Raw genomic sequence first — 16247 nt, 5'->3', positions numbered from 1 at the left:
CAAGCGGGCAGCGCCAAGCTGCTGGCAGAACTGCTGGTGGCAAGTCGCGGCTCGAAATCTACTCGACCGCGTCAGCCCTTTACACCGCTAAGACGATCGGCACGATGCGATCATCCGAGCTTGCACGTCAGATCTCCTCGTCAGTGCTGTCGCTGTTCTTGCCAAGAACACTGGTATAAAACTGCTTGAGAATCCAGAATTCGAAGGTTCATGCGCTCTCTTTTCACAGCTTTCGCCGCAACCCTACTGTCCACACTGTCACTTCTTCTCTGGCGCATTGGTTATGCGTCCAGCGACTGGGCTGCCCTTGCTTTGATACCCATCGCAATTGTAATCGGCGTCGGCCTGTGGAGATTGACGCTCGATCCCTGGAAGGCCCACCTACAAATCGCCTTGCGTGAGAACTCGCCGCTGGGCAGGATTCTAACGGGCAAGACAAGAACGCTGTTCGTTTTGATTAGCTTCACCTCAGTTTCTGTAATATTGTTGGCATGGCAGGCAGCCATCGCCACGGTCAGTGATGCAACGATCATGCTCATGGCGTATTTCCTTTCCGGCTGCGCCTTTCTGACTAGCAAAAACCTACTGTCGCGCCACTTACACCCACCCTTCGCCCGCGACCTTGCAATTTCGCTTGGCACCTGGGTGGTGGCGTTGCCCTTCATCCTCATCATCGCGCTATCGACTTGGGCTTGGGCGCGCATTCCCGGTGCAATGCTCGACGCTAGTCTACAGGACGCGCTGCAGGTCGGTCTCAACAGGCTGCCAGCAAGAGGCGGGTGGATCGCGGCTATTCTATCCGTTCCCTACGGGTATGAGGCCGCAAAACTCTGGGCTGTCGTGCAATTGCGAGAATATCCAATTGTTGGCGTCCTGTTCAGCCTTGACACGGCGCTTTTCAGTTTTGTTATTTGTCGCGCGGGCGTGATTTCGACGCATTTTGTTCAATCATACGTTCTTAGAAACGGTGAATAGACCGACCTGCTACCAACGACAGTCTACAAATGCCCATAGGATACCGAATCTGCAGCTTTTCGGGAGAATCTTAGAAGTGATAGGTGAGGGTTTCAGATGACCAAGCCGCCGATGGATACAAAAGGGCCTATCGTAAAAACTGGACCCACTCGAGGAGAGAATCGATCTCGGAACAAAGATGGGCGTTGGAGAGCGAAAAGAAGCGATGCAGGAGAACTGAGAGCAGGTGACATAGGCGAGATGAAGAAGCCTCCCAACCTTGCACGCTGGTTCTGGGGTGGTATCATTCTGATGGCGGTCCTAACAATTCTATTAAGCTTCATAGCCATATTTCGACAGAGCAGCGATCTCCACGAGCCTGTCGGCTCGGGCTCTGCAGAGAATAGTTCCCAAGAAGGAGAACCCGCTGAGAAAAGTGCAAGCGAACTTGAAGAACAGCTAAACAAAGCGAACAAAGCGGCGCTAGAAGCCGTCAAGAAGAAAGTCGAACCACTGATTGATGCTGCATATGAGCCAGTCTACGACGCAATTCCGATCTATGCGGATTTCCACTATTCTGTTTTGGGCGAATACACCGAGCTTACCACAGCAGTCCTTCCATATCTCGGAAGTAAATTGCAGGAGATGCTGTTCTCCGGCCTCGAAGAACGCCTCGACCAAGTCAGCGTTGAGTTGGACATTGTCTTCAATGCGACCTTCCAGTCGGAATTGGAATCTGGGGCATTCGAGATTGACCTGGGACCATTGACCAAGAAGGCGAAAGATGACGCGCTGAAGCGCATGCGGATCACAGTTCCGGTTAGTTCGGCCGCAACCCTGGGCACAGCTGCTGCGATCAAGGTTGCCACAACCGCGATGGCAAAAAAAATTGCATCGAAACTTGCGATAAAAGCTGCCGCGAAAGCCGGCGGGAAATTGCTTGCAACGAGCACGGGTGCAGGAGCTGGCGCGACTCTATGTTTGTGGTCAGGTCCGGGAGCCGGGCTGTGTGCCGCGGCTGGCGGCGTCGCCGCGTGGTTCATTGCCGATTCCGCCATCGTAAAGCTAGACGAATTCTGGACACGCGATGATTTCCAAGCCTACCTCTCTAAGATGCTTGATGAACAGAAAGTCGATCTACGGTCGAAGTTTGAAAAGGCTTTTGCAGCCCGTGCGGTTGCGGTTCAAAAGGATTCCGACGAGATCGTTCGGCAACACGATTTTACGCTGCGAGAACTGTCGGGCGTTGGCAACGCTGAAATCTGCAGGTTCGCCGAGAACCTGAAAGCGAGATATGAGCCTATGCGTGAGCATCTTCGCGAGCGCAGACCCGGGGCTTTGCAGGCGTTGAGTAGCGCAACGGCCGAGTTCGCAGAAAATCTCTCTCTTCGAACGATGATCCAGGAACTTGATCAGAATCTGCAGAAAGCATCCTCGTTTGTCGTCACCGGAGTTCAGATTCAAGGAAATCTCCCGGAGGACTACCGAGCGGATCGCGACGTTTCTGGGCGCCTTACCTTAGACGGAAAGCTGCATAAAATTTCTAGGGTTCCAGCATCTGAGAATGACGGTTTCAGTATGAGTTTGGATGTTGGAGCTACTTTTCCCTTAGATCAACCTCTGAACTACTCCCTCGTGCTCGAACAACATCTGCGCATAATGGGTAATCGCTTTTTCGGAGGTGTCGGCAAGGTGGAAATCCTGGACGCGATCGGGACTTTGGATGGTCTTAACCATTCTGTTCGCCTCTCAATTTTAATCTCTCACGATGAAGCTACGGGTTCAGTTGAAGAAGTGGGAGTCCAACCAGAGATCGGTCAGAAAATCACGCTTATCCTGCATTTGCGCGCTGTTCCTCTCGCCGCACTTGAGGGCGTCCCAGATTGCCAATGAGTCGAGACATCGATTTTTGGGATCAGCCGAGAAGGGATCGTGCGCTTGTTATCATATTGGAGATAAACCCCCGACGGGACGGGTTACCGACCGCGGTTGCTGGTCTCAGCTCCGACTCCGGCCGAGCTGGCACGCCTGCAGAGTATGCGGTCTGTGACTCTGGGGACCTGTAGGCGATGGAACGTATAGTTGCGGACCTATGCCGTCTTCAAAACGGAACGCGAGCGACGGTTTGAGCGCGGGTTCTTGTTTCGAGCCAGCGGGTTTGTCTGAATCGGCGGGATGGGTGCGAGTCGAACAAGGATTGTTTGGTCGAGAGATAGTCGTCTCGGCTGTTCGCTTCCGGATTCTGATGAAGAACTCAAGAACACCTTAGGTTTCTGACACGTGCGCGGCTGTGAGCAACCCAAGGGCCGTGCTTGCTGGCGATGATCCCAGGAGGACCGGCGAGGTCGAGTCAGGGCCGATGCGGATGCTGGCGCGTTTCCGCGCCATGTTTTCCGCCAGAATCCTCATTCTGGATAGTCCTCACCGCGCGTCGCCGTGTCAGCCCTCCAGTCCGCATGCTGACCGGCCGTTCACGCCTCTAAGCCAGCCCTCTCAGACCCTCTTGGGGCAAATAGATGCCCTTCAGCCATGCCGTGATCGCAAGGCTCTCTGGTTGACAAAACGCCCCTTTTGCAGCGAAGGAACGAAAAGCGGATCGAACGAGCCGCGAACCCTTATTTTGGCGAAGTTCTAGGTTGACACCACCCAAAAGTGTCAACCAAAAGGCCCGTTTTCGGGCACCTTTCTCGCAAGGTGACAACCGTTTTTCAACCGAAACGACAACCAAGTGTCAACCATCTGTCAACCATCTGACAACCAGATTCCGCAGGTTCTCCGGTCACAGCCATGCACAAGGCGCATGACGGGAAGTTGCGGCGATATTCCGGTGGGTGCTGCGCACTTAGCACTGCGAGGAAACGCCAAGCGAGGCCCATTCGAGCCATGCAGTCCTCACCCAGTCTCGTCTTGGCCGATCTGGTGCCAGGCGTGCGGACCACAGTCGTAGCGTTCTCTCAACCAGACCACCTGATGGTAGTCCGGCGCCGGGACGCGGTCGTTGCAGACGATCCGCAGGATCTCGATCCACAGGCGTTCGTTCTCGGTCAGTGCCCCGTCCCAGGGCAGCTTGAAGCCTTCGATCACGCGGTCAGCCATCCTCGCCACCTATATCTTCAGGATCTTGGGCATGTTCACCTGGCAAAAGATGGTGACGACCGGATCCCTGTAGGAAGATGCTCTGCGGATCAACTCAATCCACTCGCGCTCGTTGTCGGTGATCGTCTCCCGCAGCAGTTCCGTGAAGACCTTCAGCATTTCGGGCCCGTAGGTCTGCTCGATGGCCAGCCGCATCATCAGGCTGGGGTCGCACTCGAGCGCCTTGGCCAGAGCCGGAACACGGTCGATGGCAAGCTTGGCGTTGCCAGTCTTCAGCATGGTAATGAAGTTCGCGTTCCTGAACCCGGCCTCGCGGGCGACCTCGGCCTGAGTCTTGTGGTGTAACTCGCCAATGCGCTTGTCGATGAAGCGGGCAAGGCGCGAGGTCGCGAAGGGGGTGGTCGTCATGTCTGGTGTCCTTGAAGCTGATGCACGTCGATGTGCGATGCTTCAAAGATAGCGAGCGGCCGATGGGGAGTTCGCGGAACTCGGCCGGCGCGAATGAAAGATGAAACGGCAGACGTGACCACTCCCGCGACGACGGTCGAACGGGCTGAGCAAGTGAGCGCTCTCCGCGTGCTTACACTGGCCGAAATCGCGAAATAAGTTGTATGACATCCGCGCCGGACACTATTCTGAATGCTCGCTCCACGGCCAAATGTCTACGGGGGAGCGCTTCGAAAGCTGCAGGAACCAGACCGCCCATCGACAGATTCCAACCAATCGAAAAAGGAAATATTTCATAAGCTTGGTTGAATACCAGCGGGAAAAATGAAACCGGTGTCGAGATAGGTTTGTCGGGGGTGGGGCGCACAGAATCCGGATTTCCGTCACGGCAGCCGTTCGACGATCATCAGCATCACAGTGACGCCCAAGTAAACAGACACCATGTCGCTTATTCTCAAAACAATCTCGGCCTTCCCGCGCGGTCGAACGACCGAAGAGGTCCTTGTGCTTGTCGGGGCAGGCTTTTCGCACGACAAGCGGGTGGCGGCACTTGCCGAGCTTCAAGAGCATGCGCTCAGAGGGCTCATCGAACGCGGACGGGACGGCAGGTGGCGGCAGCGCCAGGTCAACCCGACCATCAGGTCCGGCCACGCGACCGACCATTTCACACCGACAAGTGCATTGACGCCAGACGTGTTGTTCGCCGCTTCGGCGAATTTCCTCCTTCATACAGTCTTAGGCGAGGACGAAGGCGTCGAGACAGAAACGCGCATTGCGCCGGACGCGCTCTTGCGCTACTGGCGCTCGGCCCTGCGGGCCGATCCGCGCGGCGCGACGACGCAGGTCGCCGACAAGCACGGGGTCGAATGGGCGCTCATCTCGGGACGTGGCCCTCTGATTCCCGGCGCGGACCAGGCCCTCACTGTCACCCTCGACCTCGAGGCCATTGACCCCGCCTTTCGCGAAGCCCTCGTTCGGCGCGAAGGCAACGAGAACGCGCTCGCCATCGGCTGGCCCATGTCTGTGGCCCGCAACGGCGGCGTGCCGGTGTTCCGCCCTGTCGGTCTGTTTGCCGCCCAATGGGAGCGGCGGGATGGCAAGCTCGTGCTCGAGGTCGATGCCGACGACGTCCTGGTGAATCCGGACTGGATCAAGGCTGCGGCCCGCACGACCGGATGGAGGCAGGACGGCCTTGCCGACCTGTTCGACGCCACTGACGGTGCCGGGCTGCGGGCACAGGACTTTGTCGATCGTCTGCGCGACGCGGTGGCAAGCCAGGTTCGCGGGCGGATTGCGGGGCAGGATCTCGCCTCGCAACTTGACGCGAACGCGCAAGGGATCTTTGACAGTGCCGCGATCTTCTTGCCGACGGATTCAAGTTTTACTGCCGGTGCAGCTCGGGATCTGGACCGGATCGCGACTTGGCCCGAACATCGGCTCGCGCGCAGCTCGCTTGCCACTGTCTTTGGCCTGCCGCCCGCGAACGACCTGCCCGACATCCCCGCGATCAACGTCGGGCCGCTCAACGGCGAGCAACTGCGCGCGGTCCGCAACGCATGCAGCGCCCGCCTCAGTGTCGTGACCGGTCCGCCGGGCACCGGGAAAAGCCAGGCCATCGTCTCCATGGCTGCCTCGGTGCTATTGTCCGGGGGCAGCGTCCTCGTCGCCTCCAAGAACCACCAAGCCCTGGACGCGGTCGAAGATCGGCTCGGCGCGCTGGCACCGCAGGTGCCTTTCGTCACCCGGACGCTGAAGCCCGAAGACGATCTCGACATGGGTTTCCCCGAAGCGCTGAAACAGATCCTCGACCGCGACACTCCGCACCGGTCAGGGGTGGTCGACGAGTTGAAGCTGGCCCACATGTTGGAGCTGTCGCGGCACCGGGCCGCTGCCGTGGATGACATCGCCCGCAAGGCCGTGCTCGAATGTGAGATTGCGGAGCTGTGGGAAAAGCTCGAGTTCCGACAGGGCCTTGCCGCGCTCGGCGGAGCTGCGGCGCAGGCGGAACCCGTGCCCGCCGCGCAGCGCCGCCCGTCGCTGTTCGTCCGGGTCTTCTCCTGGTTCCGTGCCCTTCTCGACCGCAGCCGAAAAGCCGTGCCACCTCCCGAAGAAGCGGGGCTTTCCGCCGGGGCCACCCTGCGGGAGATCGAGGGCCGGCGCGAATACCTGAGGAACAAGAGCCAGGCACTCGGCACCCCTGCGGACCCATTTACGCTCGGTGCCGAGATCGAAGGACTCGCGGCCTCGATCGTGCCGGCGATGATGGCACTCCGCACCCATATCGATGAGGAACGCCGCCAGAAGGTGGCCGATGCCCATGACGACTGGAGCTTCGACGGCGGGCGCGGACAGCTGCCGACCGACCTCTCCCGTGCTGTGGTGGCTCACCGCCCGCTCTGGCTGGCCTCGATCCTCGGCACGCCGAAACGAATCCCGCTCGACGACGAGCTTTTCGACCTCGTGATCTTCGACGAGGCGAGCCAGTGCGATATCGCCACGGCCATTCCCCTCTTCGCGCGGGCGAAGCGCGCGGTGGTGGTGGGGGACGACAAGCAGCTCTCGTTCATTGCCCAGCTCGGCCAGTCCCAGGATCGCAACCTCATGCAAACGCAGGGCTTGCCGGTATCCGGTATGGGGCGCTTTGCCCAGAGTCGGCGATCGTTGTTCGACTTTGCCTCGCGGGTGCCGAACGTGCCCCGCGTGACGTTGCGCCACCAGTATCGGTCGGCTGGTCCGATCGTGGATTACATCAGCAAAGACTTCTACGGTAGCCAGCTCGAGACCTGCTGCGATCCGAACCGGCTCGTGGTGCCGCCGGGGGTCAAGCCTGGACTGGCCTGGCAACACGTCCCGGCGCCCGCGGTGCCGCAGAACGGCAACGTCAACCCGGCCGAGGTCAGCGCCATCGTGCGCCACCTGCGCAAGCTTCTGATCGAGCAGGACTACAAGGGCTCGATTGGGGTCATTTCCCCCTTCCGGGCCCAGGTTCAGGCGCTGCAGGAGGCGATCGCCGGTGCGATCCCCGAGACCCGCCAGGTTGCTGCTGAGCTAAAGGTCGGCACGGTCGACGGCTTCCAGGGGCAGGAGCGCGACCTCGTCCTCTTCTCGCCCTGCATCGGGCCTCGCAGCCCGCAATCGGGGCTGACCTTCTTTCAGAAGGACGCGCGGCGGCTCAACGTGGCGATTTCGCGGGCGCGGGCTGTCGCAATGATCTTTGGCGACCTCGACTTCGCGCGCACCGGCGGCTTGAGTGCCCTGCGACGCCTTGCAGCTTGGGCGACCGAGCCACGCGCTCGCGCCGGAGAGGATGTGTTCGACAGCGATTGGGAGCGCAAAGTCTTCCACGCGCTAAAGGGCCGGAATCTCGAGCCCTTCCCGCAACATGAAATCGCCGGACGCCGGCTCGATTTCGCGCTGTTCGGCAAGACCGGCGTGAAGCTCGACCTCGAGGTGGACGGGCGCAAATGGCACGAAGGGCCGGACGGGCGACGCAAAACGTCGGACCTCTGGCGCGATCATCAACTGACCTCGATGGGGTGGAAAGTCCGCCGCTTCTGGGTCGACGAACTGGCACGGGATCTGGAGGCATGCCTTGACATCATCGAACGTGACCTTTCCTAAGGCGACCCGCAACACCGTGATCGCGGCCGTCCTCGCGACCGTCGCGGTGTCTGCCTCCGGCTTTCTCGTCTACCGGGTCAACGCGCTCGACGCGCAATATGGCAAAATCATTGCTGATGAGGCGTTCTTCAGGTCCCAGCTCGAAGGCGCGCGCGTGACGCTTTCGGCGACGCGAGATCAGATCACCCAGTCCACCGCTGAAGCAACTGCGAAACTCGAGGATCTGTCGCAGGTCGAGGCCAACCTCACCACCCAGAACCAGGAACTGGCGGGAGTCCTGGCCCGCAGGGATGCCCTCGCGGATGATATCGGGCGGCTTTCCGGCCAGCTCGACGAGGCCAAAGAAACCATCGCCACGGTCGCCAGCCTGCGGGCGGATGTCACGGCGCTCGAACGGGATAAACGGGCGTTGGAAACTGAACTTGCCAAGGGGCGGACCGAGCTCGCAACGGTCGAACGGGACGTGGCGGATCGCAAGGCTGAGGCCGACCGGATCAACGGGGTAATCTCCAGCCTGACGCCCGTCCGCGACGGCCTGCAGGAACAGGTCGAGTCACTCGGCCCGCAGGTGGTGGATCTGGAGGCAGCCATGCGTCGGGTCGAGCAGTTGCAGGCGGACGAGGACCGCCTCACCGAAAGCGTCGCTGCGCTCAAGCAGGAGGAGGCGACCGCGCGCAGCGGCCTCGCCGAGGCGACCGAGGCCCTTCGCACTGCAGAGGCCCAGCTCGCCGAAAAGCAGACCGAACTCGCCGGGCTGACCCAGCAGATCACCGGGCTCAAAGCCCAGGTGGCCGAGCTGGAACAGCAACGTGCGGTCCTCCTCGCGGACCTCGAGTCAAAACAGGCCGCCGCCGCGGAAGCCGAGGCGCGTGCGCAGGCCGCAGAGGCACGGGTCACCGAGGCTGCGGGGAAGCTCAACAGCCTGAAAAGCCAGGTTACCGCCGTGCAGGCCGACCTTTCGACGGAACAACAGGAGCTCGCAATCCTTACCGCCAAGGTCGAGGCGGCCCAACAGGACGTCACCGGTCTGGATGCGCTGCGCCAGCAGGTCGCAACCCTGCAGGAAACCCTCTCGCGGATGAACGCAGAGCGGACTGCATTGGAAAGCACCCTGCCAGACCTCGAGAAACGGGCCGAATCCGCCCGGGCCGCGGTGATCGCTGCCGAAGCGGACTTGGCCCAAGCGCAGAGCGACGCCGCCGCCACAGAGGCGAAGGCCCAGACGCTCACCGTCGAGATCGCGACGCTCGCACCACGCCGCGAGGAGCTGGCTCAGGTAGTTGCGGGGCTCCAGGCCGAAACCGATTCCATGGAGGCGACCCTTGGCCCCCTCAAGGCCGAGGCAACACAGCTGCGGTCCACCATCGACGGGCTGACCACCCGGAAGCAGGACCTTGAGGGCCAGATTGATCGGGCGGGCACCGGGCTTGACGACATCCTTGCCAAGCAAGCGGCCGAGCGCGAACGCCTCGGCCGGCTTCTGGCGACACCGACCCCAACCGACGCACCTGCCCAATAGCGCTAAGGACGATTGAACATGGAAACCGATATCATCCTGGTGGTCTTCGTCGTGGCGGTGAGCTTGGTCCTGCTCGCGATGGTCCAGCTCTTTCTCGCGTCGCGGCACGACCGGGCGATCACTGCCGCCGGTCCGATCGAGGAGCTGGCGATCTATGCCAAGCGGCTCGAGGAGAAAAGACTCCTGATGGCCGATCTCGAGGAGGAGATCGAAAAGCGGCGGGAAGCAATGGCTGTCGTTGCCGACCTTGGGGCGGAAGTCGATGGGCTGCGCCGCCAGAAGGAAGACCTGCTCGAAGAATGGGAGCAACTCCGCCAGCGGCGCGACGAGGTTCTCGGAGTGCGGCAGGAGGTCGAAGCGGCGTTGACCGAGCGGATGGCACTTGAAAGCGAGATCGCCCCGCTGCGTGCCGAGTTTAACTCGATCAAGGAGCGCCTCGAGAAGGCTGAAGTGCTTGTCGGGCAGATCGACCGGCTTACGGCGGATCACCATGCAATTGCAGAGAAAGTCGAGGCTATGCGCGACGAGTTGCATCGCCTTGAGGATGCCGAGAAGCAAGTCGAGATCCTGACTGACCGCAAGCACGAACTCGAGGGCGCATGCGCGCGGATCGAAGGGAGGGTTCAGGCCCAGGCCGACGAGTTGGAAGAGGTGTCCACCCGGGTCGCGGCAGAACGTGCCACGCTGGCGGACGCGCAGGCCAGACACGGCGGGATCGAAGCGGAACTGGCCGCGATCAGTCTGGAGCTTCGGCGCACCCAGGGCGAGATCGAAGGGTTGGGCGAAGCGCGTGCCGGTCTTGAAGCGCGCCTTGCCCATCTCCGTGCCGAAATCGCAAAAGCGGAAGGTCGCACGGTCGATGGCGACGGCACTGAGAAAGAGGACCAGCTGCGCGAGCTCAAGGTCGCTCCGCCAGTCATCTTGGCGATTGCCGACTGGGAACCTGCCCCACGCGAAAACGAGGCCGATGCCCTGCACCGCGTGGAGCGCCGCCTGAAGGCCAAGGGCCTCGAGTATCCGTCGCGGACCCTGCGCGCATTCCACACCGCCATGAAGGTCAATGAGACAACACAGATGGCCGTCCTCGCCGGCATCTCGGGCACCGGCAAAAGCCAACTGCCGCGCCAGTATGCGGCAGGGATGGGGATCGGCTTCCTGCAGGTCCCGGTGCAGCCGCGCTGGGACAGCCCGCAGGACCTCATGGGGTTCTACAACTACATCGAGGGCAAGTTTCGCCCCACCGATATGGCCCGCGCGCTCTGGGCACTCGACGAGATCAACAACGAGGATGCCGTTAAGGATCGAATGATGATGATCCTGCTCGACGAGATGAATCTTGCCCGGGTCGAGTATTACTTTTCGGACTTCCTGAGCCGCCTCGAGAGCCGCCCCGTTGCCGGCGCCGTCTTGGACAAGAATGAACGCAAGGACGCAGAGATCGAGCTGGAGATCCCCAAGATGGTGAACCCACCGCGGATCTTCCCTGGCTACAACCTGCTGTTTGCAGGCACGATGAACGAGGACGAGAGCACCCAGTCACTGTCGGAAAAGGTGGTAGACCGCGCCAACATCCTGCGCTTCGCCGCGCCGAAGAAGATCAAGGGCGGTCATGCGGAAGGCACGGTCGAGCCCTCGCTCGCCCTGTCGCGCAAGACCTGGCAACGCTGGGTCCGACCGATCTCGGAGGCCGATCGTCGTGGAGGCGCCACCCAGCAGGTCGAAAAGCTGGTTGACCTGATGAAGGACTTCAAGCGGCCGTTCGGGCACAGGCTCGGTCGCGCGATCATGGCCTATGTGGCCAACTACCCCGAGGTCGAGGGGGCGCGGCCCTTCGAGGACGCGCTGGCCGACCAGGTCGAAATGCGGCTCCTGCCGAAACTGCGTGGCATCGAGGTCGAGACCGCGAGCGCTGAGTTCACTCGCCTCGAGGGCCTTGTGCGCGACGAGTTCGGCGACGACAAGTTGGCCGAGGCCATCAACGCGTCGATCCAGTTGGCCAACGACGGCACCGGGCAATTCGTGTGGACCGGGGTGACCCGCTGATGCATATGCGTGCCCGCCCGTGGTCTCGCGAGTTCCTGGCCGAAGGTGCTGCATTCGGTCCAGACGATTGCCTGATGGGCGAGTTCGAGGGCAAACCGCCCCATGGTATCGAACATGTAGTGATCATGAGGGGAGGTGTGCGCCGGCGCGACAGCCAAGGGGGCCAGCGTGAGCACGACATCAACCTCGCCCTCTTCCCCTACCCCAAGCGCGACCACGCCGCCCATCCGGACCGGGAAGGCTTCCCGCTGCGTCCGCGCAAGGGCAACGACCCGACCAACCCGCCGGAAGAAGCCGGGGCGGCCGTGCTTCAGCGAATGAACGAGGTGCTCGCCCGGATCCAAGAGCTCGAAGAAGCACTGGACGTTCCCGACGACACCTGGGGACGGTTGCGCGCGGCCTGGAAGCGGGCTGAGAACGAGGCCGATCCGCGCATGGCCGAGATCGTCCGCCAGGCCCGCAACCTTCACCCGATCTTGCGCGACCTCCTTACTCGAATCCGGCGGGTGCTGCGCCGCCACCGTGAACTCACCCCGATCGACCGGGTCCAGGAAATGGACCGCGCCTCGATGATCTGGCTCAGCCGCCAGCCCGGGCGCAACGTCCCCGAGCGCGCGGGTGCGGCCCAACGGATTCTTGCCACCGTGCGCAAGGAAAACTTCGACACGCTCGAGAACCGAGTCCTGCATTCCTATTCGCGCCTGGCCAGCGATGTGGCCCGCGAATGGATGCGCGAACACCCACGCGCCAAGGAAAGCCGAAGGTTTCGCGACGTCGATGCCTTCCGCAAAACCTGTCGCTCGATAGGCGCCTTGATGGCAGAGCTCGACGTCTCGATCGCCGAGGCTGGGGTCATCCCGAACTACGTGCTGATGCAGGACCGCAGCTATCACGCGGTGCTGGAAGCCTGGGAGAAGCTCTTGCGCCGGCGCAAGATCGAGGATGACCTCTGGGCCTGGCAGGCCGAGACCTGGACAGATTTTGCTGTGCTTGCGATTACGCTGGCTATCGACGAACTGGACGAGGCCCAGCTCATCGCCCAGTCGCCGATCTCGTGGCGGGCCGAAGCCGTGACAGGCCGCTGGTTTGAGCAGGATCGCCCGATCGCCGTCTTCTGGCTGCGCGAGACCAACCGGATCGTGGAAATCCAGGCCAGGCCGGAAAAGCCCGGCGGTCCGCTCACCGCAGCCCGCGCCCACGTCGCGCTGCGGATAACCGATCCAAGCCGAGCCGAAGTGCCGCGCCGGGTGGCGGTCTGGACCCCCCACGCGATGGGCCCGGTCGACCTCGAAGAGGCTGCGCAAGACGCCGCTCGGTTGCTGCACGAGCTACAACCCCTCGCCACTCAGGAAGTCCTGCGCCACGGTCTGATCCTGACCCCGGCCCATGGCGAGGCCGCGGTCGCCTGGGAAACCCAGGCCCGGATCCAGGTCCAGGCCATCGCGCTCGGCGCGTCGGGGGCGGCGCTGGCTGGCGGGCTCGACGCGGTTCGGTCGTTCATCAAGGGCGAGATCTATCGGGACCTGCCATGAGCGAACGCAAGGTCGGCGGCCACGACGTAAATGGCTGGCGGGACTTCACCGCCCGCAACTGGTCCTCGTTGCCCGGCGAAGACGAACAGATCGGCGAGGTCGTGTTCAGCGAAAGCGGACCGTTGACCTCGGTGGTCAAGGTTGGGGAAGGCCGGAGCTCGCGCTGGGTCGGCGGACGTCAGGCAGACGTGGCCCCGCATGGAAATGGCGGCGGCTGGGGCGATGTTGGTTTTGAAGGGCGTCGTGTCGACATTCGGACCCTACTCGAAGGGCAGGGCACCTACCCGGCCGAGCTCTCCGCCGCCTTTGAAGGTGCAGCCAAGGGCGCCGTTTGGAACGCCATCGCCATCGACGACACACCCGAAACGACCGAACTGGTGCGAGAACGCATTTTGGCCGCCGCGGGAGAGGCGCGGCTGCGCAATCCCATGCTGGTCTGGCGGTCAGTGCTGGCGGCGCTGTCCGCCATCGAGGCTGGGCTCGTCACGAAGGAAGGCCCTGTCGCGGTAATCTCGCAAACCGCGCGGGGACTCTCCGTGCAGACACTGCGCCTGCGTCGGGCGTGCGGCCGGAGCGGCGAAATCCTCGCTCCCGAACGGCGGCGCGCCGCGGACCTCGTGCCCGGCGCAATCGGCTATGGGCCGCTCGTCCGCAAAGCCCGCGAAATCGCCATCGGACCCGAGGGGTTCTCGGCCCGCACAGCGCACTTCGCCAGGGCCCGCTCGGTTGGCCGCCTGGCCCTTGGCCTGCCCTGTCCGACCGAAGTCCTGCGCCAACCGACAGGAGACTGGGACTTTATCGACCTCGGGCGTGAGACTGTCTTGCCGAAGATCGCGTTGGATACTCCGATGCCCAGATTCGGCGACTGCTCGGCGATCTTCGTCGAAACCCTGTCCGATGGGCCGGTCCGCGACGCCCTCCTTGCCCTGGTCGCGCGTGAGGTCGGGCGCGACCCCGTCTCACTTCCCCAGACCGCCGTTGCCCATGGCGCCCTCGTCGCCGCCCGCAGGCGAAGCGACGGCGACCCGGTCTACTTCGACTTCCTGCCGCGTCTGTCGACCATCGTATTTGGCCGCAACGGGGCGAGCAACTTCGACCTGATCGATGAGACCGAAACTCTCGAAGCCGGTCACGTCTATCGCAGCCGCGAACCAGCCGAGTTCCAGATCCCGGCCGGGCACGCAAGCGTCTCGGTCTTCCTGCGCAAGGAGGCCGAACCTCGTCCGCGCAAGGCCACGGTGACCCTCGACGTGCCGCTGAAGTCGCCGTCGCCGGTGTCGCTCTGGGTCGAGCAGAAGCCCGCTGCAGGGCGTGCCCGGATCGTGCTCGACGCACCGGCACTCGGGCGACATTTCACCATCGACTGGGAGCAGGCTGAGGACGACCCGCGCGACTGGGACGCGATCATCGGCTCGGTCATGGACAAGGCCCCCTCGATCCCCGAACGCCTCGTCTTGAAGACCGGCCTCGCACCCTGGCAGGACGGTGAGCGGGCCGACGGGCTATTCACCCTGCTCGAGAAGGAAAGCCGCAAGGCCACGGTCGATTGGGACACACTCGCCATGCGGATGGCCTCGCGCCCGTTCGGGGAATACTGCATTTCGAGCGATGGGGACCTGCCCGACCAGATCGACGCGGTCGACATTGAGCGCCTGGATGCGCTCACTCGACGAGCCTTGGAGACGACGCAGGCCCGCCTGTGTGCCAGGCCCGGTCCTTCGAACAGCGACAACGCTGCGCTGAAGTTCCTGACATGGCAGTTCCGCCGCTGTCCGCCGGTCGTGGCCGATTGGCTGATCGACTGTATCGAAAGCCGCGGGATGCCGATGTTCCGACATCCCTTCGTGCAGCGTGATCCGAGCTGGATCCTCGTCTACCAGGGGCTTGGTCGCATCACGGGCGACGAGACGACGGAACGGCGCATCCTGAGGATCCTCTTGGATACCGAGGTCCGTGATTGGAACTGGCGGCACGAAAGCGCCACGATTGCGTTCCTGCTGTCGCGTTCAAACACGGCTCCCCTGGCCCTCGACCGGAAAGATGTCACGAAACTGGTCCAGCGGATCGTCATCGAGTTCAAAAGAAATTTGAGGACCTCATACACGACATTCAACTATTCACCGTTCCTCGTTGCAGGTGTTCTGCGATGGCGTCTTGCAGAACCACGCGGCCTCCTACTCGGTCATGACCCGCTGGCCGACGACCTCCTGAAAGTGATCGAAGATGCAGAACACGATCTGACGACGCAGCCCTTGCCCAGCGACGCCCGCGCGCGGGAGGCTTTCAGCAAGAAGAAGATCAAATACCTTCCCATTCTCAAGGACTTGAAAGCGGAACTCGCAGGAGAAGGCGGAAATCCCGATCTTCTGCTCCGGATCTACGGCAACGGCGAGTAACATCCGCCGTCCCGCATTCGACGAGTGTTAGGACGCGTTGTCAGGTCGTAGGCCGTTGTAGCTCTTCCGGAACGACCTTTGACTCTGCCTTCACCCGAATCTGGACAGGACATACGGAAATGTCGTCCACTCCGCCTCTGTGGACGAGCCCTGACAAGGCTCACCAAGTTCCCTTTTCTGCTGCACATCTTGCTACACATTCTGCTACACACGCCCAAGGGTAAGTCTGTTTAACCAATTGTTTTATATTGATAATCACAGGAAGCCTTCGCGGGTTCATCGCTCTTCGTCTCCGCCATCAACCCCTTGATATTCCTGCTCTTTCCGTTCTGGAAGGAATCTGCCCCCAATAACCGCAGGTTACGGCGGTTTCCCTGTAGGAAAGACGCTGCACCCTCCCTCAGTTCCCTGCAAACCCGCCCCTGGTCTCCGCAGGCTGCGCATCCCGTTCGGTTTGCCCGCGCGCGAAGAACAGGGAATTATCAGGGAATTTCGATTTCCCAGGGCCAGTTTGGCGATTTTCCACCTGGAATCATCGCGCGTTTTCCGTGGGTTACGGCCAAATTCCCTGCTCCTCAGGAACAGGGAACTTAAATCAGCGGATCAGGGAATGAAATTCGGCCGAACAGGGAAAGAATT

9 protein-coding genes are annotated in these 16247 nt (G+C 61.9%); 7 read left to right on the top strand and 2 right to left on the bottom strand.

Annotated elements, in window-relative coordinates:
• Nucleotides 1–210 precede the first annotated feature (210 nt).
• On the top strand, nucleotides 211–975 hold the full coding sequence (locus LHP98_RS12915; RefSeq protein ID WP_227252961.1) for a hypothetical protein: 765 nt from the start codon (nucleotides 211–213) through the stop codon (nucleotides 973–975).
• 96 nt (nucleotides 976–1071) lie between these two features.
• The gene (locus tag LHP98_RS12910) at nucleotides 1072–2847 is read left to right on the top strand and encodes a hypothetical protein (RefSeq protein WP_227252960.1); all 1776 of its coding nucleotides are present in this window, start codon (nucleotides 1072–1074) and stop codon (nucleotides 2845–2847) included.
• Nucleotides 2848–3846: 999 nt separating this feature from the next.
• On the opposite strand, the gene LHP98_RS12905 is transcribed toward LHP98_RS12910, so the two are convergent.
• Entirely contained in the window at nucleotides 3847–4050 is a 204-nt protein-coding gene (locus tag LHP98_RS12905; protein ID WP_227252959.1) for a hypothetical protein, read from the bottom strand.
• 9 nt (nucleotides 4051–4059) lie between these two features.
• Nucleotides 4060–4458: an XRE family transcriptional regulator gene (locus LHP98_RS12900; RefSeq protein ID WP_227252958.1), complete on the bottom strand. Its 399-nt coding sequence runs from the start codon at nucleotides 4456–4458 to the stop codon at nucleotides 4060–4062.
• A gap of 480 nt (nucleotides 4459–4938) precedes the next feature.
• Here LHP98_RS12900 and LHP98_RS12895 point away from each other — a divergent pair, with 480 nt between their 5' ends.
• The 5 genes from LHP98_RS12895 to LHP98_RS12875 all read left to right on the top strand — a co-directional run bounded on the left by LHP98_RS12895 (nucleotide 4939) and on the right by LHP98_RS12875 (nucleotide 15608).
• Nucleotides 4939–8118, top strand: coding sequence for an AAA domain-containing protein (locus LHP98_RS12895; RefSeq protein WP_227252957.1), 3180 nt, complete (start codon nucleotides 4939–4941; stop codon nucleotides 8116–8118).
• A complete protein-coding gene (locus tag LHP98_RS12890) occupies nucleotides 8090–9637 on the top strand; it encodes a hypothetical protein (RefSeq protein ID WP_227252956.1) in 1548 nt (515 codons plus the stop codon). The genes LHP98_RS12895 and LHP98_RS12890 overlap by 29 nt, the downstream gene beginning before the upstream one ends.
• A gap of 18 nt (nucleotides 9638–9655) precedes the next feature.
• Nucleotides 9656–11680, top strand: a complete 2025-nt coding sequence (locus LHP98_RS12885; RefSeq protein WP_227252955.1) for a chromosome segregation ATPase-like protein — start codon at nucleotides 9656–9658, stop codon at nucleotides 11678–11680.
• A gap of 74 nt (nucleotides 11681–11754) precedes the next feature.
• The gene (locus LHP98_RS12880) at nucleotides 11755–13212 is read left to right on the top strand and encodes a hypothetical protein (protein ID WP_227252954.1); all 1458 of its coding nucleotides are present in this window, start codon (nucleotides 11755–11757) and stop codon (nucleotides 13210–13212) included.
• Nucleotides 13209–15608 carry a hypothetical protein gene (locus tag LHP98_RS12875; protein ID WP_227252953.1) on the top strand — a complete coding sequence of 800 codons (2400 nt, stop codon included), beginning with the start codon at nucleotides 13209–13211 and terminating at the stop codon, nucleotides 15606–15608. Before LHP98_RS12880 ends, LHP98_RS12875 begins: the two co-directional genes overlap by 4 nt.
• Nucleotides 15609–16247 lie beyond the last annotated feature (639 nt).

This window comes from Rhodobacter sp. Har01 (assembly GCF_020564565.1).
Taxonomy (GTDB): domain Bacteria; phylum Pseudomonadota; class Alphaproteobacteria; order Rhodobacterales; family Rhodobacteraceae; genus Pseudogemmobacter.
Note: the sequence above shows the minus strand (reverse complement) of the source record. Positions and strands in the feature narration are given on the sequence as shown.